Source organism: Dactylosporangium sucinum, from assembly GCF_014647515.1.
GTDB classification, from domain to species: Bacteria; Actinomycetota; Actinomycetes; order Mycobacteriales; family Micromonosporaceae; genus Dactylosporangium; species Dactylosporangium sucinum.
In genome coordinates this window covers 14,883-34,652 of sequence record NZ_BMPI01000074.1, presented here as the reverse complement: position 1 = coordinate 34,652, position 19,770 = coordinate 14,883, and the positions used below count along the sequence as shown (strand labels likewise).

General features: G+C 74.1%; 22 protein-coding genes. 12 read left to right on the top strand and 10 right to left on the bottom strand.

What is annotated here, in order from left to right:
* Nucleotides 1-58: 58 nt before the first annotated feature.
* The gene (locus tag IEZ31_RS46245; RefSeq protein ID WP_190256532.1) at nucleotides 59-754 is read right to left on the bottom strand and encodes a Clp protease N-terminal domain-containing protein; all 696 of its coding nucleotides are present in this window, start codon (nucleotides 752-754) and stop codon (nucleotides 59-61) included.
* Nucleotides 754-972 (bottom strand): helix-turn-helix domain-containing protein, encoded by a 219-nt coding sequence (locus IEZ31_RS46240; protein ID WP_190256531.1) that lies wholly within the window; start codon nucleotides 970-972, stop codon nucleotides 754-756. The genes IEZ31_RS46245 and IEZ31_RS46240 overlap by 1 nt, the downstream gene beginning before the upstream one ends.
* A 141-nt stretch (nucleotides 973-1,113) precedes the next feature.
* Here IEZ31_RS46240 and IEZ31_RS46235 point away from each other — a divergent pair, with 141 nt between their 5' ends.
* From IEZ31_RS46235 to IEZ31_RS46220, 4 genes are all read left to right on the top strand, one after another.
* Complete coding sequence (locus tag IEZ31_RS46235) at nucleotides 1,114-1,995, top strand: helix-turn-helix transcriptional regulator (RefSeq protein ID WP_190256530.1); 882 nt, start codon at nucleotides 1,114-1,116, stop codon at nucleotides 1,993-1,995.
* A gap of 19 nt (nucleotides 1,996-2,014) precedes the next feature.
* A complete protein-coding gene (locus IEZ31_RS46230; RefSeq protein WP_190256529.1) occupies nucleotides 2,015-3,001 on the top strand; it encodes an aldo/keto reductase in 987 nt (328 codons plus the stop codon).
* A gap of 236 nt (nucleotides 3,002-3,237) precedes the next feature.
* Nucleotides 3,238-3,768, top strand: coding sequence for an IlvD/Edd family dehydratase (locus tag IEZ31_RS46225; protein ID WP_229836918.1), 531 nt, complete (start codon nucleotides 3,238-3,240; stop codon nucleotides 3,766-3,768).
* A 13-nt stretch (nucleotides 3,769-3,781) separates the two neighbouring features.
* Entirely contained in the window at nucleotides 3,782-4,771 is a 990-nt protein-coding gene (locus tag IEZ31_RS46220; protein ID WP_229836916.1) for a C-terminal binding protein, read from the top strand.
* Nucleotides 4,772-4,794: 23 nt separating this feature from the next.
* On the opposite strand, the gene IEZ31_RS46215 is transcribed toward IEZ31_RS46220, so the two are convergent.
* From IEZ31_RS46215 to IEZ31_RS46205, 3 genes are all read right to left on the bottom strand, one after another.
* Nucleotides 4,795-5,490 (bottom strand): hypothetical protein, encoded by a 696-nt coding sequence (locus tag IEZ31_RS46215; RefSeq protein WP_190256527.1) that lies wholly within the window; start codon nucleotides 5,488-5,490, stop codon nucleotides 4,795-4,797.
* A gap of 118 nt (nucleotides 5,491-5,608) precedes the next feature.
* Nucleotides 5,609-5,872, bottom strand: coding sequence for a Sec-independent protein translocase subunit TatA (gene tatA, locus IEZ31_RS46210; protein ID WP_190256526.1), 264 nt, complete (start codon nucleotides 5,870-5,872; stop codon nucleotides 5,609-5,611).
* A gap of 76 nt (nucleotides 5,873-5,948) precedes the next feature.
* On the bottom strand, nucleotides 5,949-6,977 hold the full coding sequence (locus tag IEZ31_RS46205; protein ID WP_190256525.1) for a sugar phosphate isomerase/epimerase family protein: 1,029 nt from the start codon (nucleotides 6,975-6,977) through the stop codon (nucleotides 5,949-5,951).
* A gap of 481 nt (nucleotides 6,978-7,458) precedes the next feature.
* On the opposite strand from IEZ31_RS46205, the gene IEZ31_RS46200 reads away from it, so the two are divergent.
* Nucleotides 7,459-8,574 carry an ROK family protein gene (locus IEZ31_RS46200; RefSeq protein WP_229836914.1) on the top strand — a complete coding sequence of 372 codons (1,116 nt, stop codon included), beginning with the start codon at nucleotides 7,459-7,461 and terminating at the stop codon, nucleotides 8,572-8,574.
* 50 nt (nucleotides 8,575-8,624) lie between these two features.
* Here the strand turns inward: IEZ31_RS46200 and IEZ31_RS46195 are convergent, their stop codons facing one another.
* The 3 genes from IEZ31_RS46195 to IEZ31_RS46185 all read right to left on the bottom strand — a co-directional run bounded on the left by IEZ31_RS46195 (nucleotide 8,625) and on the right by IEZ31_RS46185 (nucleotide 11,547).
* Entirely contained in the window at nucleotides 8,625-9,314 is a 690-nt protein-coding gene (locus IEZ31_RS46195) for a DUF2625 family protein (protein ID WP_190256523.1), read from the bottom strand.
* A gap of 85 nt (nucleotides 9,315-9,399) precedes the next feature.
* A complete protein-coding gene (locus IEZ31_RS46190) occupies nucleotides 9,400-10,530 on the bottom strand; it encodes a molybdopterin molybdotransferase MoeA (RefSeq protein ID WP_190256522.1) in 1,131 nt (376 codons plus the stop codon).
* A 63-nt stretch (nucleotides 10,531-10,593) separates the two neighbouring features.
* Complete coding sequence (locus tag IEZ31_RS46185; RefSeq protein WP_229836912.1) at nucleotides 10,594-11,547, bottom strand: class I SAM-dependent methyltransferase; 954 nt, start codon at nucleotides 11,545-11,547, stop codon at nucleotides 10,594-10,596.
* A gap of 105 nt (nucleotides 11,548-11,652) precedes the next feature.
* On the opposite strand from IEZ31_RS46185, the gene IEZ31_RS46180 reads away from it, so the two are divergent.
* The 4 genes from IEZ31_RS46180 to IEZ31_RS46165 are packed head-to-tail and all read left to right on the top strand — an operon-like array spanning nucleotide 11,653 to nucleotide 14,747.
* Entirely contained in the window at nucleotides 11,653-12,066 is a 414-nt protein-coding gene (locus IEZ31_RS46180; RefSeq protein WP_190256521.1) for a TOBE domain-containing protein, read from the top strand.
* On the top strand, nucleotides 12,063-12,866 hold the full coding sequence (gene modA, locus IEZ31_RS46175) for a molybdate ABC transporter substrate-binding protein (protein WP_190256520.1): 804 nt from the start codon (nucleotides 12,063-12,065) through the stop codon (nucleotides 12,864-12,866). The genes IEZ31_RS46180 and modA overlap by 4 nt, the downstream gene beginning before the upstream one ends.
* A 7-nt stretch (nucleotides 12,867-12,873) precedes the next feature.
* On the top strand, nucleotides 12,874-13,689 hold the full coding sequence (locus tag IEZ31_RS46170; protein ID WP_190256519.1) for an ABC transporter permease: 816 nt from the start codon (nucleotides 12,874-12,876) through the stop codon (nucleotides 13,687-13,689).
* The gene (locus tag IEZ31_RS46165) at nucleotides 13,686-14,747 is read left to right on the top strand and encodes an ABC transporter ATP-binding protein (RefSeq protein WP_190256518.1); all 1,062 of its coding nucleotides are present in this window, start codon (nucleotides 13,686-13,688) and stop codon (nucleotides 14,745-14,747) included. The genes IEZ31_RS46170 and IEZ31_RS46165 overlap by 4 nt, the downstream gene beginning before the upstream one ends.
* Nucleotides 14,748-14,892: 145 nt before the next feature.
* Here the strand turns inward: IEZ31_RS46165 and IEZ31_RS46160 are convergent, their stop codons facing one another.
* Nucleotides 14,893-15,468 (bottom strand): hypothetical protein, encoded by a 576-nt coding sequence (locus IEZ31_RS46160; RefSeq protein WP_190256517.1) that lies wholly within the window; start codon nucleotides 15,466-15,468, stop codon nucleotides 14,893-14,895.
* 82 nt (nucleotides 15,469-15,550) lie between these two features.
* A complete protein-coding gene (locus IEZ31_RS46155) occupies nucleotides 15,551-16,870 on the bottom strand; it encodes a hypothetical protein (protein ID WP_190256516.1) in 1,320 nt (439 codons plus the stop codon).
* A 111-nt stretch (nucleotides 16,871-16,981) separates the two neighbouring features.
* Between IEZ31_RS46155 and IEZ31_RS46150 the strand changes: the two genes are divergently transcribed.
* The 3 genes from IEZ31_RS46150 to IEZ31_RS46140 all read left to right on the top strand — a co-directional run bounded on the left by IEZ31_RS46150 (nucleotide 16,982) and on the right by IEZ31_RS46140 (nucleotide 19,700).
* On the top strand, nucleotides 16,982-17,647 hold the full coding sequence (locus tag IEZ31_RS46150) for a response regulator transcription factor (protein WP_190256515.1): 666 nt from the start codon (nucleotides 16,982-16,984) through the stop codon (nucleotides 17,645-17,647).
* Complete coding sequence (locus tag IEZ31_RS46145; protein ID WP_229836909.1) at nucleotides 17,644-18,723, top strand: sensor histidine kinase; 1,080 nt, start codon at nucleotides 17,644-17,646, stop codon at nucleotides 18,721-18,723. The genes IEZ31_RS46150 and IEZ31_RS46145 overlap by 4 nt, the downstream gene beginning before the upstream one ends.
* Nucleotides 18,724-18,923: 200 nt before the next feature.
* Nucleotides 18,924-19,700, top strand: coding sequence for a class I SAM-dependent methyltransferase (locus IEZ31_RS46140; protein WP_190256514.1), 777 nt, complete (start codon nucleotides 18,924-18,926; stop codon nucleotides 19,698-19,700).
* Nucleotides 19,701-19,770: the final 70 nt, after the last annotated feature.

Below are 19,770 nucleotides of genomic sequence, written 5' to 3'. Positions count from 1 at the left end.
CGTCTCGGATGCGGACATCCCGCCCAGCGGGGCGACCACGCCGGCGGTCGGCCGGCCGTCAGCCGCCGATGAGGGCGGGGACCGCGCCGGCCTCCCGCACGACGCGTCCCGTCGTGCGCTGGTAGCGCCGGATGAGGTCGCCGCCCCGCGACCGCCGCCCGATGCGCCGGTCGGCCCGCAGCAGCGCGTTGCGCCGCGGCGGCGGGAACGCCTCGGCCAGGTCGGCCAGCAGGGTCCCCGGGTCGGCGTCGATGTCGGCCAGGACCCAGGCGGCGCCGGGGTCGAGCGCGACGAGCACCAGCGCGAGATGCTCCGGCCGGTGGTCCCGCTCCCGGCGGGCGAGGGCGAGCCGCAGCGACGCCTCGAACGCGGCCTGGGCGTCGAGCCCGAGCGGCGGCCGCATCGACGCGCACCACCGCCGTGCTTCGGCCGCCCCGAACGGCAGCAGCGGCTCGCGGGCGGGCGCCCGGTCCAGGACCGCCGGAGTCAGTCCCAGCCGGTCGAGGTCGATCCCGAACGGGGCGAGGGCGTCCCGGTCCGCGGCGGCGCCGGCCCCGAGCGGCGCGGCCCGGCCCACGGCCGCCCGCACGGCCGCTGCGGTCACGCCGTGCCGCCCGAGCACCGAACCGACGGTGCCTGTCGTCAGCGCGAGCAGCAGGTGCTCGCTGCCGGCCCGGGGGTGGCCGAGCTCGCGGGCCGCGGCGAGGGCGCGTCCCACCGCCCGGCCGAGATCGGGATGGGTGCCGCGGAACATCAGCCCTCCTCGAGGTAGCGGTACTTGCGATGCACGGTCTGTTTCGTGACGCCCAGCCGCAGCGCGATGTCCTGCCACGACCAGCCGGCCCGCCGCGCCGCCGCGACGTGCTCGGCCTCCAGCTGCTCGAGCAGCCGCCGCAGCCGCGCCACGGCCGGCAACGCGACGTCCGGCGCCGTCCCGAGCGCCACCCGCTGAAGGTCCGCGTCCACCGACATGCGTGTCAGCATATGCTGACGATCACCGCGGCGTCAACATATGCTGACGGTGGCTCGCATCAGTTTGAGGGTGGCGGCGCGGACGAGGCAGGTACTGACAGAACCCCTCACCCTCCGGCGGCGGGCCGTAGCGTGCAGGGGGTGGACAACCGGGACGAGGTACGCCAGTTCCTGGCCTCCCGGCGCGCCAGGATCACCCCCGAGCAGGCCGGGCTGCCGCAGTACGGCGGCAGCCGCCGCGTGCCCGGGCTGCGCCGCGCCGAGGTCGCGCTGCTGGCCGGGGTCAGCCCCGACTACTACGTCCGCCTCGAGCGGGGCAACCTCGCCGGCGTCTCCGACAGCGTCCTGGAAGCCGTCGCCCGCGCCCTGCAGCTCGACGACGCCGAGCGCTCCCACCTGCACGACCTCGCCCGCGTCGCGAACACCACCGCCCGCACCCACCGCCGCCCCAGCCGGCAGCAGGTCCGCCCGGCGGTCCAGCAGCTGCTCGACGCGATGACCGACGCGCCCACCTTCGTGCGCAACGGCCGCCTCGACATCCTCGCGATCAACCCGCTCGGGCAGGCGCTCTACGCGCCCGCCTTCGCCGGCCCGCAGCGGCCGGTGAACCTGGCCCGGTTCTGCTTCCTCGACCCGGCCGCCGAGCAGTTCCACCCGAACTGGGACGAGGCCGCCGGCACCACCGTCGCGCTGCTGCGCACGGAGGCCGGCCGTGACCCGTACGACAAGGCCCTCACCGACCTCGTCGGCGAGCTCGTCACCCGCAGCGAGGTGTTCCGGACCCTGTGGGCGGCGCACAACGTGCGGCTGCACCACACCGGCGTCAAGCAGTTCCACCACCCGGTCGTCGGCCTGCTCAGCCTCGGCTACGAGGCCATGCCGCTGCCGGCCGACCCCGGCCTGACCATGACCGCCTACCACGCCGAACCCGGCAGCCCGTCGCAGGACGGCCTGCGGCTGCTGGCCAGCTGGGCGGCCACCGGCGCACCGGCCGACGCACCGGATCCGGCCGATCGGCCCTGAACCCACCAGGAGTCAGCACATGCAGCAGCGCACCCTCGGACAAGGACTGACCGTCTCCGCCATCGGCCTCGGCGCCATGGGCATGAGCCAGAGCTACGGCCCGGGCCCCGACCGCGGCGCCAACATCGCCCTGCTGCGGGCCGCGGTGGAGCGCGGGGTCACGTTCTTCGACACCGCCGAGGTCTACGGCCCGTTCGTCAACGAGGAGCTCGTCGGTGCGGCACTCGAACCGTTCCGCGGCCGGGTGGTCATCGCCACCAAGTTCGGGTTCGCGTTCGACGCCGACGGCCGCCAGACCGGCCTGTCCAGCCGCCCCGAACACGTCAAGCGGGTCGCCGACGCATCGCTGCGCCGGTTGCGGGTCGACGCGATCGACCTGTTCTACCAGCACCGCGTCGACCCCGAGGTGCCGATCGAGGACGTCGCCGGCGCGGTCAAGGACCTCATCGACGCCGGCAAGGTCAGGCACTTCGGCCTGTCCGAAGCCGCCGCCGGCACCATCCGCCGCGCCCACGCCGTCCAGCCGGTCACCGCCGTGCAGCACGAGTACTCGCTGTGGTGGCGCCGGCCCGAAGCCGAGGTCATCCCGGCCTGCGCCGAGCTCGGCATCGGCCTCGTCCCCTACAGCCCGCTGGGCAAGGGCTTCCTCACCGGCGCGATCACGCCCGACACCACGTTCGCCGACAACGACATCCGCACCACGATCCCCCGCTTCGACGCCGGCGCCCGCGAGGCCAACCGGGCCCTCGTCGACCTGCTCGGCACCATCGCCGGCCGCAAGGGCGCCACGCCCGCCCAGATCGCCCTGGCCTGGCTGCTCGCCCAGCAGCCGTGGATCGTCCCCATCCCCGGCACCCGCCGCGTCGAGCGCCTCGACGAGAACCTCGCCGCCGCGGACGTCGAGCTCACCGCCGACGACCTCGGCGAGATCGAGGACGCCGCCGCGAAGATCGACATCCAGGGCGCCCGCTACCCCGAGCACCTGGAGCGCCTCACGAACCTCTAGCCGGCGCGGGCGTTAGGGCTCCGGCCCGGCGGGTAGGGCGCCGTCGGCACGCCACCGTCGTACCCGCGCGGAGGTGCTCGACATGCTGGAGCTCGACCCGGCCTTCCGGCCCGTGCGGCTGCGCGACGGCTACCCGCGGCTGGAGGACCTCGGCCTGATCGGCGACGGCGCGACCGCTGCGCTCGTCGGGCTGGACGGCAGCGTCCCCTGGCTACCCCGACCTGACCGCGCCGGCGGTGACCTGGCGCGCGGTGGTGTTCGAGGGGCCCGAGGACTACCACCGGCGCATCGACGACCCGGCGCTGGAGATCGACGAGAACTGCGTCCTGGTCATCCGCAACACCGGCCCCATCGGGTATCCCGGGTCGGCCGAGGTGGCGAACATGCAGCCGCCGACGTCGCTGATCCTGCGCGGCGTCGAGGCGATCCCGACCCTCGGCGACGGGCGGCAGAGCGGTACCGCCGACGCCCCCTCGATCCTCAACGCGAGCCCGGAGGCCGCCGTCGGCGGCAACCTCGCGATCGTGCGCACCCGCGACCGCATCACCCTGGACATCCCCGCGCACCGCATCGACGTCGAGCTCAGCGACGAGGAGATCGCCGAGCGCTGGCGCGTGCACACCCCGCCGCCGCTGGACAACCAGACGCCCTGGCAGGAGCTGTTCCGGACGCACACCGGCCAGCTGGACACCGGTAGCTGCCTGGACTTCGCCGTCGCCTACCGGGACATCGTGCACACGAAGGGACTGCCTCGTGACTCACACTGACCGCGGAACCATCATGATCGCCGACTCCGACTTCGGCGACGTCGACATCGAGCGGGCCATCGTCGAGGACGCCGGCTTCGCGCTGGACCCGCGCCAGTGCAGGTCGGAGGAGGAGGTCGTCCGGTACGGGCGGGACGCCGAGGGCATCCTCACGCAGTACGCCCACATCGGCGCGGCCGCCATGGACCAGCTGCACAACTGCCGGGTGATCGCGCGGTACGGCACCGGGGTCGACATCGTGGACGTGGACGCCGCCACCCGGCACGGCATCCAGGTCACCAACGCGCCGAACGAGTGGTGCGCCGACGAGGTCGCCGACCACGCCATCGCGCTGTGGCTGTGCGCCGCGCGAAAGATCATCCAGTACGACGCGGCCACCGGCGCCGGCGAGTGGCGGTGGCAGTCGGGCGAGCCGATCTGGCGGCTGCGGGGCCGGGTCCTCGGCATCCTCGGCTTCGGGGCGATCGCCCGGCTCATCGCCGAGCGGGCCCGGCCGTTCGGGGTGCACCTGCGCAGCCACGACCCGTTCGTGCCCGACGAGCTGGTCCGGGACCACGGTGTCCATCCGGTGTCGTTCGACGAGCTCGTGGAGCAGTCCGACTACCTCGTCATCCAGGCACCGCTGACCCCGGACACCCACCATCTGTTCAACCGGGCGACGCTCGCCCGCATGAAGCCGACGGCGATGCTCATCAATACCGCCCGCGGGCCCATCGTGGAGGACGCCGCGCTCGCGGACGCGCTGGCGAAGCGGACCATCGCCGGGGCCGCGCTGGACGACCTGGCGGAGGAGCCGGCCAAGCTGCGGCACTGGCGGCCGGACAATCCGCTGCTGCGCCTGCCGAACGCCGTCATCACGCCGCACGCGGCCTACTACTCCGAGGAGTCGATGCGGGAGGTGCGGGCGATCGCGGCCGAGGAGGCGGTGCGGGTGCTGACGGGTCGCCGGCCACAGTCGCCGGTGAACACCGTGAACCGGCCGCTCGGGACCGCGCGGAGGTGACGGCCGCCGCGGCGGCCCGGCGCTCAGCCGAAGATCAGCAGGGCCATGACCGCCAGGAGGAGCACGGCGGCGGCCAGCCACCACTGCCGGGCCCGGCGCCGGCGCTTCCGGCGCACCACGATCGAGGGCGCCTGAGGCCACGGGCGCCCGGCTGACGGCCCGGGAGAGACGACCGTCGCGAGCATCGGCTCGACGTTCGCCGCCTCTGGCGACGGAGCGGCCTCTGGCGACGGAGCGACCTCTCGCGGCGGCACGGCCTCAGGCGACGGAGTGGCCTGCGTGGGCGGGACCTCGACCCGCGGCGCCGGCACCCACCGGGTGTCGGCCTCGGCGCGGGCGATGAGCTTGCGGACCCGCAGGCTCGCCGCACGCATCCGGGCGACCTTCTTCGGACCCAGCTTCCGGCCCGCGATGATCCCGCACGCCCGCGCGACGGCGACCACGAGCACCGGATTGCTCACCAGGTCACGGTGCCCGGCGAACAGCGCCGCGACCATGTTGCGGTCGACCCGCAGTCCGGGAGCCAGGCGGTACGCGCGGATGACCTCGGCGATGTGCCGGCGGGTGCTCTTCGGGCGCCGCTTCACCCGCATCCGGCCGCGGGGGCGCTTGCGGCCGCCGCGGTCCACGGTCCGCACGGCCTCGGCCACCAGGTCGGCGACGAGCGACTCCACCGCCTCGTCGGCGTCCTGCCAGCGCGGCGTCATTGCCTCCGTCACGTCGTCGTCTCCTGCTGCGAGCCGGTCGAGCCACCCAGACCTTACCCGTAGGCCCGCCGGAGGAATCGACCCAGGTGATCAACGATGCGCGGACGACCCCTGGCGACCCGAGCGCGCTTCAGCGTTCGCGAGCGTGCTCGACCGGGTCGGCGACCTGCGGCTTCGGCGACGGCTGATGGTCGGCGATCTGGCCGCTGAGCGGCGGCCGGCCCGGCTGCGCCTCGGCGCCGGCGTCGACGTCCCCGAGGCCCTTGGTCTCGGCCTTGATGATCCGCATCGAGCGGCCGAGCGAACGCGCCGCGTCGGGCAGGCGCTTGGCGCCGAACAGCAGGATCAGCACCACCACCAGCACGAGAATGTGCCACGGCTTGAGTGCACCCATGCAAAAGCCACCTCACTGTATTCGAACCCCCGGGGTCCCACGCGGGACGGAGTGGGACCCCGGCTCGGCACGGTTGCTACTTGCGCCCGGAGGTGTTGATGCCTTCGAGCGTGCTGCAGCCCCGCCAGACCGTGTTCGTGGACCCGGGCGGGTTGAGCGTCAGGTTGCCGGCGTCGTCGTGCTCCAGGAAGAACCGGTAGTCCCGGAGGTCCTTGATCGCGGACAGCGCGCGGGTCCAGTCGATGTCGCCCTTCCCGACGTCAACGAACCGGAACTTCCTGCCTCCCGCCCGGGTGCCCGCAGCCGCCGTGCGGTTGCCGTTCGGGTCCCACTTGATGTCCTTGATGTGGAACGCGATGAACCGCTCCCCGTGCTCCTTGATCCACCAGTACGGGTCCTCGCCGGCGACCGAGACCCAGCCCAGGTCGACCTCGAACTTGACGTACCGGGGGTCGGTGCGCTCGAGCAGGGTGTTGAAGATGGGGACGCCGTTCTCGAGCGCGAACTCGCGGTCGTGGTTGTGGAAGAAGAAGCCGCCGAAGCCCTGGGAAACGGCGTGCTCGCCGCACTCGTTGAACTTCTCGGCCATGGCCTTGAAGTAGTCGCTCGTGTTCTCGCCGGACCCACCGCCGGGGAAGCCGATCGCGCTACCGGTCCCGACGTACGGGAACCGGCCCAGCGTCTGGGCGTCCTCGAAGATCTGCATCCGGCCGTCGTAGGTCGACCACGGGTTCGGAAGGTTGGCCCCGCGCGGGCCGAAGTGGTTGCTCACGACACGCAGCCCGTACGACTGGACGATCGACTTGAGCTGGGCCGTCGTCTTCGCGTAGTAGTCGCCGGCGAGCTCGAGCTCCCGGACACCGGCGTCGTACACCGACTCCAGAGCGATCTCGAGGTTCGCGTAGTCAGTGCCGATCAACTGGCGGACGGTGAAGATCTGCAAGCCGATGCGGTCGGCCGGGATCACGTTCGGCCCGCCGGCGGGCTTGCCCTGCGCCGACGGCGCAAGAGCGGAGGCTGGGCTCGCAGTGGCGGCGATCGCTCCGGCGGCCAGAACGCCGGCGCCGGCGCCGAGCATGGCGCGACGACTCAGCTTGTTTTCCACGGGTCCTCCTTCTGTGCCTGCGCGGCGCTACGTCCACCGCGGGAGCGGAGACTGAAGGGGTGTGCGGGGCGGCCGCGCGGTCCCGACCATACGGCGACACCCGAACATTTGACAAGCGTCGGACAAAAGTCGGTAGATCAGATGCATAAGTTGTCTGATTGGCGGCGTATCGACAGCGTCAACGCCGGACCGATCCCGGGTTCGACCTGCGGTGGAGGGGCCAAGGCTCGCCGGAACTTCAGGTTGCCTTCACGCAGAACTTGCTTGCGAGCAACCGGGATCGCCGCAATACGCCGTCATATGATTCACTTCGACCATGTTCGAGCCGCCGCCCCCGCCACGTGCGCCCGCTCATCGCGGCGCGGCGGCCACCGACGGGTCGGCCGGGTCCAGCTCCGGCGTTCCCGGGGCCGGGGAACTCCTCCAACTCCTTCGCGACGGGCAGCCCCGAACCCGTGCCGAGCTGGCCAGAATCACCGGGTTGGCCCGGTCCACCGTCAGCCTTCGCGTCGACGCGCTGCTCGCCAGCGGTCTGCTGGCACCCTCCGGCGAGGCGGCCTCGACCGGCGGCCGCCCGCCGACCAGGTTTGCCCTCAACCCCCAGGCTCGGCTCGTCGTCGGCGCCGACCTCGGAGCGACCCACGGGCATGTCGCGCTCGCCGACCTCACGGGCCGGCCGCTGCGCGAGGTCGCCGAGCACGTCGACATCTCGGCCGGGCCGATCGCGGTGCTCGACTGGGTCGTCGCGACGATACGACGACTGCTCGACGAGGCGGACCGCAACGCCGAGGATCTCATCGGCATCGGGATCGGCCTGCCGGGCCCGGTCGAGCATTCGAGCGGCCGGCCGATGCGCCCGCCCATCATGCCGGGATGGGACGGCTATGACGTGCCCGGACACGTGCGACGCCACTGGGACGTTCCGGTCCTCGTCGACAACGACGTCAACATCATGGCGCTCGGCGAGCACGTGACGGCCCACGCCGCGCTCGACCACCTCCTGTTCGTCAAGGTCGCCACCGGGATCGGCGCCGGGATCATCAGTGGTCGCCGCCTGCTGCGAGGCGCGGTCGGGGCCGCCGGCGACCTCGGCCACGTGGCGGCCCCCCACGCCCCCGACGTCCTGTGCAGATGCGGCAACACCGGATGCCTCGAGGCCGTCGCGAGCGGCCAGGCGATCATCAAGCACCTCACCACGGCCGGCGTGCCCGCGACGACGAACAGCGACGTCGTCGCACTCGTCCGCGGCGGCAACATCACCGCCGCACACGCGGTTCGCCAGGCCGGACGCACCATCGGCGAGGTCGTCGCCACCTGCGTCAGCCTGCTCAACCCCGAACTCGTCGTCATCGGCGGTTCCATCGCCCAGGCCGGCGAAAGCCTCATCGCCGGGGTCCGGGAGGTCGTCTACGGCCGCTCGCTCCCCCTCGCCACCGCCCACCTGCAGATCGTGCCGGCAACCACCGGCGCCCAGGCCGGCGTCATCGGCGCGGCGACGATGGTCATCCAGCACGCCCTCGCCGCCGATCGTGTCGACGAGGCACTCACCAGGTCAGACCGCGGCGGCGGGCCCCACGCCGCCGTCAAGGCCCCCTGAGCGCCCGGGCCGCGGAAGGCGGCATCGGCCCGGGTCCGATGTGACAGCCGTCAGGCCGACGGGCCGGCGGCGAGGCGGGTCGCGGTCTCGGCCTGGAAGGTGAACAGTTCGGCCATCGGGGCCGGCCGGCGGGACGTGGCCGCGAGGTCCTCGTGGGCCTCCTGCGACCACAGGAACGGGTACACCGTGATGCCGTGCGTCAGGGGCAGCGCGCGGGTCTCCTCCTGCCAGCCCGGCCAGCGCAGGGACTCGTAGAACTGCGTCGTGCCGCCCTGGGCGATCCAGGACAGCCAGCCGCCGTGGCCGGCGCCCAGCGACTCCCAGTGCAGCGTGTCCGGGCCGAAGTAGCACACGTCGCCCGGCGCTCCCGGGCGGCCGGCGAGTGCGGGGTCGGCGCCCGTGAGCTCGAAGCGGCCGCCGAGGACGTCGTAGCCGACCAGCAGCGCCGGCGGTGCCTCGCCGGCGCCCGGAAGGTCGTTGGCCTCGGCCAGCGACGGCAGGCCGGACCCACCGCCGCCGCCCAGGACGCGGAGCCAGCCGCCGTCGACCAGGAGGCCGCCCGTGTGCAGGGACAGGGCGCCCAGGCGGGAGCGGGTCGTGACCTGCAGGCCGTACAGGCTTTCCCGGCCGGCCGGCACCGCGACCGGCAGGATCGTGAGCTGCGGGTTCGACCGCAGCTCCGTCTCCAGGGCCGGCCAGGCCGAGTCGGAGGCTGCCGTCAGCTCGTCCGCGGTACGCATCGGGTCATCATGCCCGGCCGTCCAGGACGTCGGTGATGAAGGGCAGGGGTGCGGGTCGAGCCCACGGGCAGCGCGGCGACACGGATCAGGGCACGACCAGCACGTCCGCCTCCGCGCCGGAGGTCCACGCTGACGGCAGTACCACGAGAACATCCGCCGACGCGGCGACGTGCAGGCTGCCCGAACCCGTGCCCGGCAGGATGGTGCCGTCGTGGCGCGCCGGCGCGATGCGCACGCCGTCGGGGACCAGTCGGGCCGTGCCCGTGACCGGCATGCGGAGCAGCTCGGCCGGGCGGCCGGCCAGCGCGCGCAGCAGCGGTTCGAGCAGGGTGAGCGCGGCGACCAGGCCCGCGTACGGGTTGCCGGGCAGGCTCACGACCCAGCGGCCGTCCGGCAGTGTGGCCAGGCCCTGCGGGTGGCCGGGCCGGCAGGCGACGCCGCACACGTGCCAGGTCGCGTCCCGCGTGCCGAGGACCGTGTGCAGGTGGTCGGCGGCGCCGGCCGACGACGCGCCGGTGACGACGACGACGTCGGTCGTGGCGGCGTCCAGGCAGGTCCGCAGGCGGTCGGGGCGGTCGGGCACGTGCCGGGCGTCGCGGACGTGCCCGCCGGCCCGGCTGCCGACCGCCTCGACGAGGCCGGTGAAGACGTCCCGGACCTGGCCGGGGCCGGGCGGGCCGGCGGTGACGACCTCGTCGCCGGTGACGAGCAGCGTGACGCTCGGCGGGCGCACCGTCCACAGCTGCTCGACGCCGGCCTGCAGGGCCGCGGCGGCGCCGGTGGCGGTGACGACGCGGCCGGCGGGGACGACGAGGTCCCCGGCCGGGACGTCGGCGCCCGCCCGCCGGATGTGGTCGCGCGGCCCGACGGCGCCGGTCACCGTCTGCCCGCGACGATGAGCGCACTCGTACGGCAGGACGGCCTCCGCACCCGCCGGCACCACGGCGCCGGTGGCGATCTCGACCGCGGTCCCGGCAGCCAGCGCGGGACCGCCGGCGGCCGGTCCGGCGAGGATCCGCCCGCTCAGGGTCCACGGCCCGGGGCCGGCGATCGCGTACCCGTCCATGGCGGCGGTGTCGAACGCGGGCACGGCGCTGCGCGCCCGGGCCGGCGCCGCCGCGACCCGGCCGACGGCGCCGGCGGTGGGGGTCGGCTCGGCGGGGAGCGGCGCGGGCGTGTCACGGGCGATGGCGTAGGCCGCATGCCAGGACTGCACGTTCCTATTCCACCGCGCCGGCGTCTCGCACGCATGCGACGGCCCGCGGTCGTCACAGTGAGGTCAGGCACGCACCGCCACGGCGTGGAACCGGTGCGGCGGGTCGTCGTAGCCGGTCAGGCACCAGCCGGCGCGGGCCGCCGACGTGCGCAGCACGGCCTCGGCGAGCGGCTCGTCGGGCCGCAGGGCCCGCCCGTGGCGGGCGGCCAGCGCGGCCCGGCCGGACGGGTGGAACAGGACCAGCTTGCCGCCGGTCCGGGTGATCCGGGCCAGCTCGGCGAGCCCGGCGGCCACGTCGGGGAGGTGGTTGACGAGCCCGGCGGCGAAGACGGCGTCGACGCTCGCGTCCGCGAAGGGCAGGCTCCGGGCGTCGGCGAGCAGCAGCGGCGCGGCGCACTCGCCCGCCCGCAATCGCGCGGCGGTGAGCATCTGCGGGGTGAGATCGACGCCGATGACGGTGCCGAGCGGCCCGACCGCCTCGCGCAGCGCCGGCAGCGCGCGGCCGGTGCCGCAGCCGAGGTCGACGGCGACGCCGCCGGGGAGCAGCCCGGCCTCGGCGACGGCGGCGGCGTAGGCCGGCTGGTCGTCGCCGAACCTGGTGTCCCAGGTGGTGGCGCGGGCGGCGAAGAACGCCTGGGACTCGGTGCGATACCAGGACTCGCCGTCGGCGAGGGCCGGGTTGAGGTGGCGCAGCACCGGCCAGGCCCGGTCGTGGAGGTCGACGACGGCGTCGGCCTGCTCGCCGCGATACTCCCCCGGGCCGGGGGAACGCACCCAGATCGTCAGGTGGCGGTTGGAACGGCGGGCACCGCCGGTGATCATGATGGCGGAGGGCGGGCAGTCGTCGTCGCCGCCGAGCCGCACGCAATCGCGGCCCTCGGCGCGCAGCCACGCGGCGAAGCGGTCGGCGAACACGGCGGCCCCGCCGTCGAGGCCGTCCACGGTCACCCGCGCGGCGTCCACCGGCAACGCGGCGACCAGGTGCGTGAGGACGGTCGACCAACGCTCGTCGCTCATGCACCCATCATGCAGGTGCGACCGGCGGAACGCCACCGCACCCTCGCCGATGCGAGACGGAAAGGCGATGCACGGCCGCAGATGCGAGGCGGTAGGGTGGTCGCCGTGACGGTGTTCCGGATCGGCGAAGCGGCCGAGCTGCTCGGGGTCAGCCCCGACACGGTCCGCCGGTGGATCGACGCCGGCCGGCTCCCGGCCACCCGGGACGAGCACGGTCACCGCACGATCGAGGGCGCCGAGCTGGCCGCCTTCGTCCGCGAGCAGGGCAACGACCCCGACGGCCGCTCCGAGGTCTCCTCGGCGCGCAACCGGCTGCGCGGGATCGTCACCGCCGTGGTGAAGGACACCGTGATGGCGCAGGTCGACATCCAGGCCGGGCCGTTCCGGCTGGTGTCGCTCATGAGCCGTGAAGCCGTCGACGAGCTCGACCTGCAGGTCGGCTCGGTAGCGGTGGCTGTGATCAAGTCGACCAACGTCGTGGTGGAGCGCGCCACGCTACCCCGAGGGAGCACACCATGAAGCTGCGCACGGCCCTGACCGCCGCGGCGGTCGGCCTCCTGATGACCCTGACCGGCTGCGCCAGCGACGAGCCGACCGCGAGCAACACCCCCGGCGCCGCGACCAGCAGCAGCGGCACCGGCGTCACCGGCACCGTCAACGTCTTCGCCGCGGCCTCGCTCACCGAGTCGTTCACGAAGATCGGCAAGGACTTCGAGGCCGCGAACCCCGGCACCACGGTCAAGTTCAACTTCGCGGGCAGCTCGGCCCTGGCCACCCAGATCAACCAGGGCGCACCGGCCGACGTGTTCGCCTCGGCCGCACCGGCCAACATGAAGACCGTCACCGACGCCGGCAACGGCGACGGGTCGCCGACCACGTTCGTCAAGAACCAGCTCGTCATCGCCGTGCCCAAGGGCAACCCGAAGGGCGTCAAGGGCCTGGCCGACCTGACGAAGCCCGGCGTGAAGGTCGCCCTGTGCGCCGAGCAGGTGCCGTGCGGCGCGGCCGCGAAGAAGGCGCTCGACGCCGCCTCGGTGAAGCTCACGCCCGTGACCCTCGAACAGGACGTCAAGGCCGCCCTGGCGAAGGTGAAGCTCGGCGAGGTCGACGCCGCCCTGGTGTACCGCACGGACGCCAAGGCCGCCGCCACCGACGTCGACGGCGTCGAGTTCCCGGAGTCCGCGGGCGCGATCAACGACTACCCGATCGTGGCGCTCAAGGGCGCCAAGAACGCCGCCGGCGCGAAGGCGTTCGTCGCCTACGTGCTGTCGGACAAGGGCAGGACGGTCCTCACCGAGGCCGGCTTCCAGGCTCCCTGACGGCTCCGTGACGACGACAACCAGGTCGGCGCGGCGCCCCGGTCAACGGGCGCCCGCCGGCCTCCTCGTTCCCGCCGCGATCGGCCTGGTGTTTCTGGTACTGCCACTGGCCGGCCTGCTCATCCGGGCACCCTGGACGACGCTGCCGCAGCGGCTGACCGACCCCGAGGTCCGCACCGCCCTGCGCCTGTCCCTGCAGTGCGCCACCCTGGCGACGCTGCTCTGCCTGCTGTGCGGCGTGCCGCTGGCCTGGCTGCTGGCCCGGGTCGAGTTCCCCGGCCGGCGAATCGTCCGAGCCCTCATCACGGTCCCGCTCGTGCTGCCCCCGGTCGTCGGCGGCATCGCGCTGCTGCTGGTCTTCGGCCGCCGCGGCCTGCTCGGCGAGTGGCTGGACCAGACGTTCGGCTTCTCGCTGCCGTTCACCACCACCGGCGTCGTGATCGCCGAGGCGTTCGTGGCCATGCCGTTCCTCATCATCGCCGTCGAGGGCGCCCTGCGCGGCGCCGACCGCCGCTACGAGGAGGCCGCCGCCACCCTCGGCGCCGGCCGCTGGACCACGTTCACCCACGTGACGCTGCCGCTCGTCGCGCCCGGCATCGCCGCCGGCGCCGTGCTGGGCTGGGCCCGCGCGCTCGGCGAGTTCGGCGCGACCATCACGTTCGCCGGCAACTACCCCGGCGTCACCCAGACCATGCCCCTCGCCGTCTACCAGACCATGGAGGGCGGCGACCTCGACGGCGCCGTCGTGCTCAGCCTCGTGCTGCTCATCGTGTCCGTGGCCATCCTGGCCGGGCTGCGCGACCGCTGGATCACCGCCCCATGACCGCTCCCCTGCTCGACGCGCACCTGGTCGTCGACCGCGGCACGTTCCGCCTCGACATCGAGCTGCGCATCGCCGCCGGCGAGGTCGTCGCGCTGCTCGGGCCGAACGGCGCCGGCAAGACCACCGCCCTGCGCGCCCTCGCCGGCCTGCAGCCGCTGACCACCGGCCACGTCCACCTGGCCGGCGCCGACCTCGACCGGCCCGCGCGCCGCACGTGGGTGCCGCCGGAGCGCCGCCCGATCGGTGTCGTGTTCCAGGACTACCTGCTGTTCCCGCACCTCACCGCGCTCGACAACGTGGCGTTCGGCCCCCGGCGGCACGGCCTGCACCGGCGGGCCGCGCGCGCCCGGGCCGAGGCGTGGCTGAACCGCGTCGGCCTGGCCGAGCACGCCCGCCGCAAGCCCCGCCAGCTCTCCGGCGGCCAGGCCCAGCGCGTCGCGCTCGCCCGCGCCCTAGCCGTCGACCCGAACCTGCTGCTGCTCGACGAGCCGCTCGCCGCGCTCGACGCCCGCACCCGCCTGGAGACCCGCGCCGAGCTGCACCGCCACCTCGCCGACCACCCCGGCGCGACCCTGCTCGTCACGCACGACCCGCTCGACGCGCTGGTCCTCGCCGACCGCCTGGTCATCGTCGAGGACGGCACCGTGGTCCAGGACGGCGACGCCGCGGCCGTGACTGCCCGCCCCCGCACCGACTACGTGGCCCGCCTGGTCGGCCTCAACCTGTACCGCGGCCGCGCCGACGGCACGGCGGTCGAGCTCCCGGGCGGGTTCACCCTGGCCTGCGACGACCGCCTCGACGGCGACGCGTTCGTGGTCTTCCGCCCGTCCGCGGTCGCGCTGCACCCGCACCGCCCGGACGGCAGCCCCCGCAACACCTGGCCGGCGACGATCGCGGGCATCCAGCGCCACGGCGACAACCTCCGGGTGCAGCTGGACGGCCCGATCCCGGCGTTCGCCGACGTCACCCCGGCCGCGGCCGCCCACCTCGACCTGGCGCCGGGCCAGGAGATCTGGGCCGCGGTGAAGGCCACCGAGACCCACGCCTACCCCGCCTGAGAGCCTCGCCAGCCCCTCCGGCGCGCGTCTCCCCCGCACACGTCCATCTCCGTCGATCTTGCAGTTGTGGTGCCGGGACGCTCCGGGAATGTCCCGGTTCGTCAGGCACCACAACTGCAAGATCGACGCGCACCGGGCCGCGCGGTCAGGCGGCGCGGGTGACGGTCACGGCGACCGTCTTGTCGTGGAAGTCGTGGCCCGTGAAGCGCAGCGTGCGGCCGTCCCACGTGGCCGGGAGGACCTGCTGGGCGGTGCCCATCGACCACTGCACGTCGGCCGAGGCGCTGCCGGTGACCTCGGCCGGGAGGCCGGTGCCCGAGAACGCTTCGCCGTACGTGGCCTGCCAGGTCGACGTGGGCTCGTCCCAGAACTCGATGCTGTGCACGCGCAGCTGGCCGCCCGAGAAGGCGTACTCACCGCGGGCCTTGGTCTTGGCCAGCAGGCCCGCGGCGGCGTTGAAGCGGCCCGGCTCGATCGTCAGGCGGCCGGCGTCGACCTTCGGCACGGCCAGGCCGCCACCCGTGAGCACGACACTGACGTCCCAGGTTCCCTTCGCGAACGCGTCCAGGGCGAGCCGGGCGACGCCGCCCTCGCTGTCGCCGGTCGCCTCCCGCTTCGAGCAGGCGGCGGTCAGCGCGGCCAGCACGCCGAGCGCGCCGTACCGCAACACGGTCCGGCGCCCGACGACCGAGGCGAACGTGCGGTACCCACGAAGCACCATTCCTCCATCACCGTCGATCAACAGGGAGTGACGCTCATGTATACCATCACGCACGGCCCGGAGGGGGTACCGCGGGCCAACGTCAGATGTCGGCGGCGGGGGCGTCGCGGAGGTTCCGATGACCCCACCACCACAGCAGCGCCGCGACGATCACCGCCGCCGCCGTCCAGGGCACGAACGGGGCCTCCGCGACGCCGGCCATGCCGACCATGCGGTCCACCGGCAGGCCGGTGAGCGCGGCCAGCCGTTCCAGGGACGGGTTGCCGGTGTCGGTCACCCAGTGGAACCGCTCCAGCGGGTGCAGGTCGCAGAGCAGGGCCAGGACGTAGCCGTACGCGGCGGCGAGCGCGGCGGCCACGCGCAGCCACCAGCCGGGCACGCGCTGCAGGAGCACGCCGACGTAGTACGCGAGCAGCGGGGTGCACACGGCGAGCAGCCGGCCGGGCGGGCTGAAGCCGCCGGGCCAGTTCGGGTAGGTCGCGATGATCACGCAGTACGGCAGGATCACCGCCAGCAGGACCGCGTTCACCCGCCGGGTGGTCAGCAGCGCCCCCGCGGCGGCGAGCACCAGCAGCGGGAAGTTCGGCGCCGTGCCGAAGCGGCCGTCGAACGCCAGATAGACCAGGCCACGTGCCGGGTTGAGCTGCAGCAGGCCCTCGCCGAGCGCGTCGGTGCTGCCCGGGGCCGGGCTCAGCGAGCGGTACATGACGAGGTTGAACACCTCGAGCCCGAGGGCGAGCACCGCCAGCGGCACCAGGGCCGCCGGCTTGCGCCCGATCGCGAACAGCACCCCGAAGAGCACGGGGAAGATGGCGTACCTCCCGTGCACCCACGGCAGGTAGCCGATCCCGGCACCGGCCAGCAGGACGCGCCACCGGGTCGCGGCCGGGTCCAGCACGGCCCGGACGGCGTAGACGACTGCCAGCATGCCCAGCGGCTCGACGAAGAGCATCGGCGCGTACACGTACAGCGGCGACCCGAGCACGAACAGCCCGGTCACGAACGTCGCCGTGCCGGCGCCGACGCCGAGGTCGCGCTGCAGGCGGTGGACGTTGAGCACGGTGAGCAGCGCGGCGGCCAGGATCACCAGGTGCGCGCCGAACCGGCCGAGCAGCAGGAACGGCAGCGCGAACAGCAGCGGCGCGCCCACGTTGTGGAACGGCACCGGCCGCCCGTCCACGACGGCCACGTGCGCGTCGATGGGGCTCGGGAAGTACGCCCGGTAGTCCTCGTTGGTGTAGACCGGCGTCGGGTCGAAGGTGTGGTACTCGCCGATCGCCTGGGCCAGGGCGAGGTAGTGCGGCTCGTCCCCCATCGGCTGGCCGGGCAGCCGCAGGAGCAGGGCCGCGCCGAAGACGACGGCGGCCAACGCAACCAACAGGGCCTCACGACGGGTCCACATGGCCGCTCAGCGTCGCGACCGGGCCGTCCGGCGGCCGTCAGTGATCTTCTGACGCCGCCCTTACCTCCCGGCTGGCATGCTGGGGCGGCGACGCGACTGGGAGGTGGGCGCATGCGGGTGCTCGTGGCCGACGACGAGCGGCTGATGGCCGACATGATCGGCGCCGGGCTGCGCCGCCAGGCGATGGCGGTCGACGTCTGCTACGACGGCGACGGCGCGGTGGAGCGCCTGGGCGTCAACCGGTACGACGTGGCGGTCCTCGACCGGGACATGCCCGGCCGCACCGGCGACGAGGTGTGCCGCTGGCTGGTCGACGCCGGCGTCACGACCCGGGTGCTGCTGCTCACCGCGGCGGCCGGGATCCGCGACCGGGTCGAGGGGCTCGGGCTGGGCGCCGACGACTACCTCACCAAGCCGTTCGCGTTCGCCGAGCTCGTCGCCCGCATCCAGGCGCTGGGGCGGCGGTCCGCGCCGGCGGTCCCGCCGGTGCTGGAGTGCGACGGGTTCGTGCTCGACGTCGGCCGGCACACCGCGCTGCGCGACGGGCGGGTCCTTTCGCTCACGCCGAAGGAGTTCGCGGTCGCCCACGTCCTGCTGCGCGCCGCCGGCCGGGTGGTGAGCGCCGAGGAGCTGCTGGAGCAGGCGTGGGACGAGCACGCCGACCCGTTCAGCCACGTGGTGCGGGTGACCGTGATGACGCTGCGGCGCAAGCTCGGCGACCCGCCGCTCATCCACACCCTGCCGCGGGCCGGCTACCGGCTCGGGCCGGCCGCGTGAACGCGTCGCCGCGCCGGCGGCTGCTGCTGGTCGTCACGCTGGCCCTGGCCGCCGGGTACTTCCTGAACGACCTCGTCGACGCGCATGCGTTCACCCCGACGACCATCTATTTCCTGGACGCCGCCTGCGGGGCGGTCGGCGGTACGTCGTACCTGACGCTGCGGGACGACTTCACCTGGTTGCTGCCGCTCGCCCTGGCCTCCGCCGCCGGGCTGGCGATCTGGCTGGCCGCTGCCCGACCGGCGGCGACCTGGGTGCTGCGGCCCCTGCACGACCTGGTGCCGGTGCTCGCCCAGGCCGGGCCGCAGAACCTCGGCCACCGCATCCGGGCCGGCGCCGGCGAGGACGAGTTCACCCGGTTGTGCCGGGCCGTCGACGCCATGATGGACCGGATCATGGCCGGCTACGAGCACCAGCGCCGGTTCGCCGCCGACGCCTCGCACGAGCTGCGCACGCCCCTGGCGGTGCAGCGCACGCTCATCGAGGTCGGGATGGCCCAGCCGCTCACCGAGGAGCAGGTGCGGCTGCTCACCGCGCAGCTGCTGCAGACCAACGAGCGCAACGAGCGGCTCGTCGAGGGCCTGCTGGTGCTCAGCGAGGCCGACCAGGGGCTGGCCGTGCGCACGCCGCAGCGGCTCGACGAGATCGTCTCGGCGGTCGCCGCCGCGCACCGCACCCGGGCTCTCACGGCCGGGCTGCGACTGACGGTCCAGCTGCACGCCCGGGCCGTGGACGGCGAGCGGGTGCTCCTGGAGCGGCTCGTCACGAACCTCGTGCAGAACGCGGTGAAGTACAACCACGACGGCGGCGCGGTGACCGTCACCGTCGGCGCCGCCAACCCGGCCCTGACCGTCACCAACACCGGCCCGCTCGTGCCGCCCGACCAGGTCGACGGGCTATTCGAGCCGTTCAAGCGGCTGGCCGGCGACCGCATCGACCACAGCGGCGGCGCCGGGCTGGGCCTGGCCATCGCGCGGTCGATCACCCGCGCCCACAACGGCACCATCACCGCCATCGCCCGGGACGACGGCGGGCTGCGGGTGGAGGTGCGCCTCCCGCACTCCCCGTCGAGTTGACCTTGCGACGGCGGGCTCGGGGTCATCCCCGCAGTTGCTCGGCCAGGGCGACGATGACGCCCTCCGGTGGTTGCTCCCTGATTCGTTGGGTGGCCCGTCGTGGCCGCCCGTGCCCCAGGACGGAGCCGGCGGCCCGTTCTCGACGTCAGTGCCCCGCGGTCGCGAAATGGCCGGGCGCTGACGGTGCGAATCGTGCCAGGATGCCCGGTGTGTCAGTGCGCGCATTGAGCTTCGGGACGGTGGCGGCGGCCTACGAGCGGTTCCGGCCCGGGTATCCGGCGGAGCTGTTCGACCTGGTGGTGCGGTACGCGGCGCAGCCGGTGCGCAGCGCCCTGGAGATCGGCGCGGGGACCGGCAAGGCGACCCGCCTCTTCGCGGAACGGGGCGTCGCCGTCACCGCGACCGAGCCCGATGCGGCGATGCTCGCCGAGCTGCGCAAGCACGTGCCGGCGACGGTCTCGACGGTCCGGGCCGCGTTCGAGGACCTGCGGCCAGGACGGCGTTACGACCTGGTCTTCGCGGCGGCGGCGCTGCACTGGACCAACCCGGTGGGCCGCTGGCCGCGGGTGGCCGGGCTGCTGCGCCCGGGCGGCGTCTTCGCCTCGTTCGGCGGGCCGTTCCAGCTGACCGACCCGGCGGTGGAGGCGTCGGTCCGCGCGGCGCGGGCACCGTTCCTGTCCAGCGACGAGATCCCGTCCCCCGACGGGACCCCGCCGGAGGCGGCCATGCAGTGGCCGGGCACGGAGCTGCAGCAGTCGCCGTGGTTCACCGACGTGCAGCAGCACGTGATCGAACGGCGCCTGGCGATGCGCGCCGCCGACTACGTCGGCCACCTCTCGACCCTCTCGGCGTACCTGCAACTGCCCGCCGCGGTGCGGGAGCAGGCGTACGGCCGCATCGAGCAGGTGCTGCCCCGGACCGTCGAACTGAGGGCCGACACCATCGTCCACCTCGCTCGCCGCACCGCCGTGGACTGAGCGCTCGTCGACCGCGGCGACACCTGCCGCCGTCCCGGCCCGAGCCGACGCCGGGCGCCGGCCGCCGTCA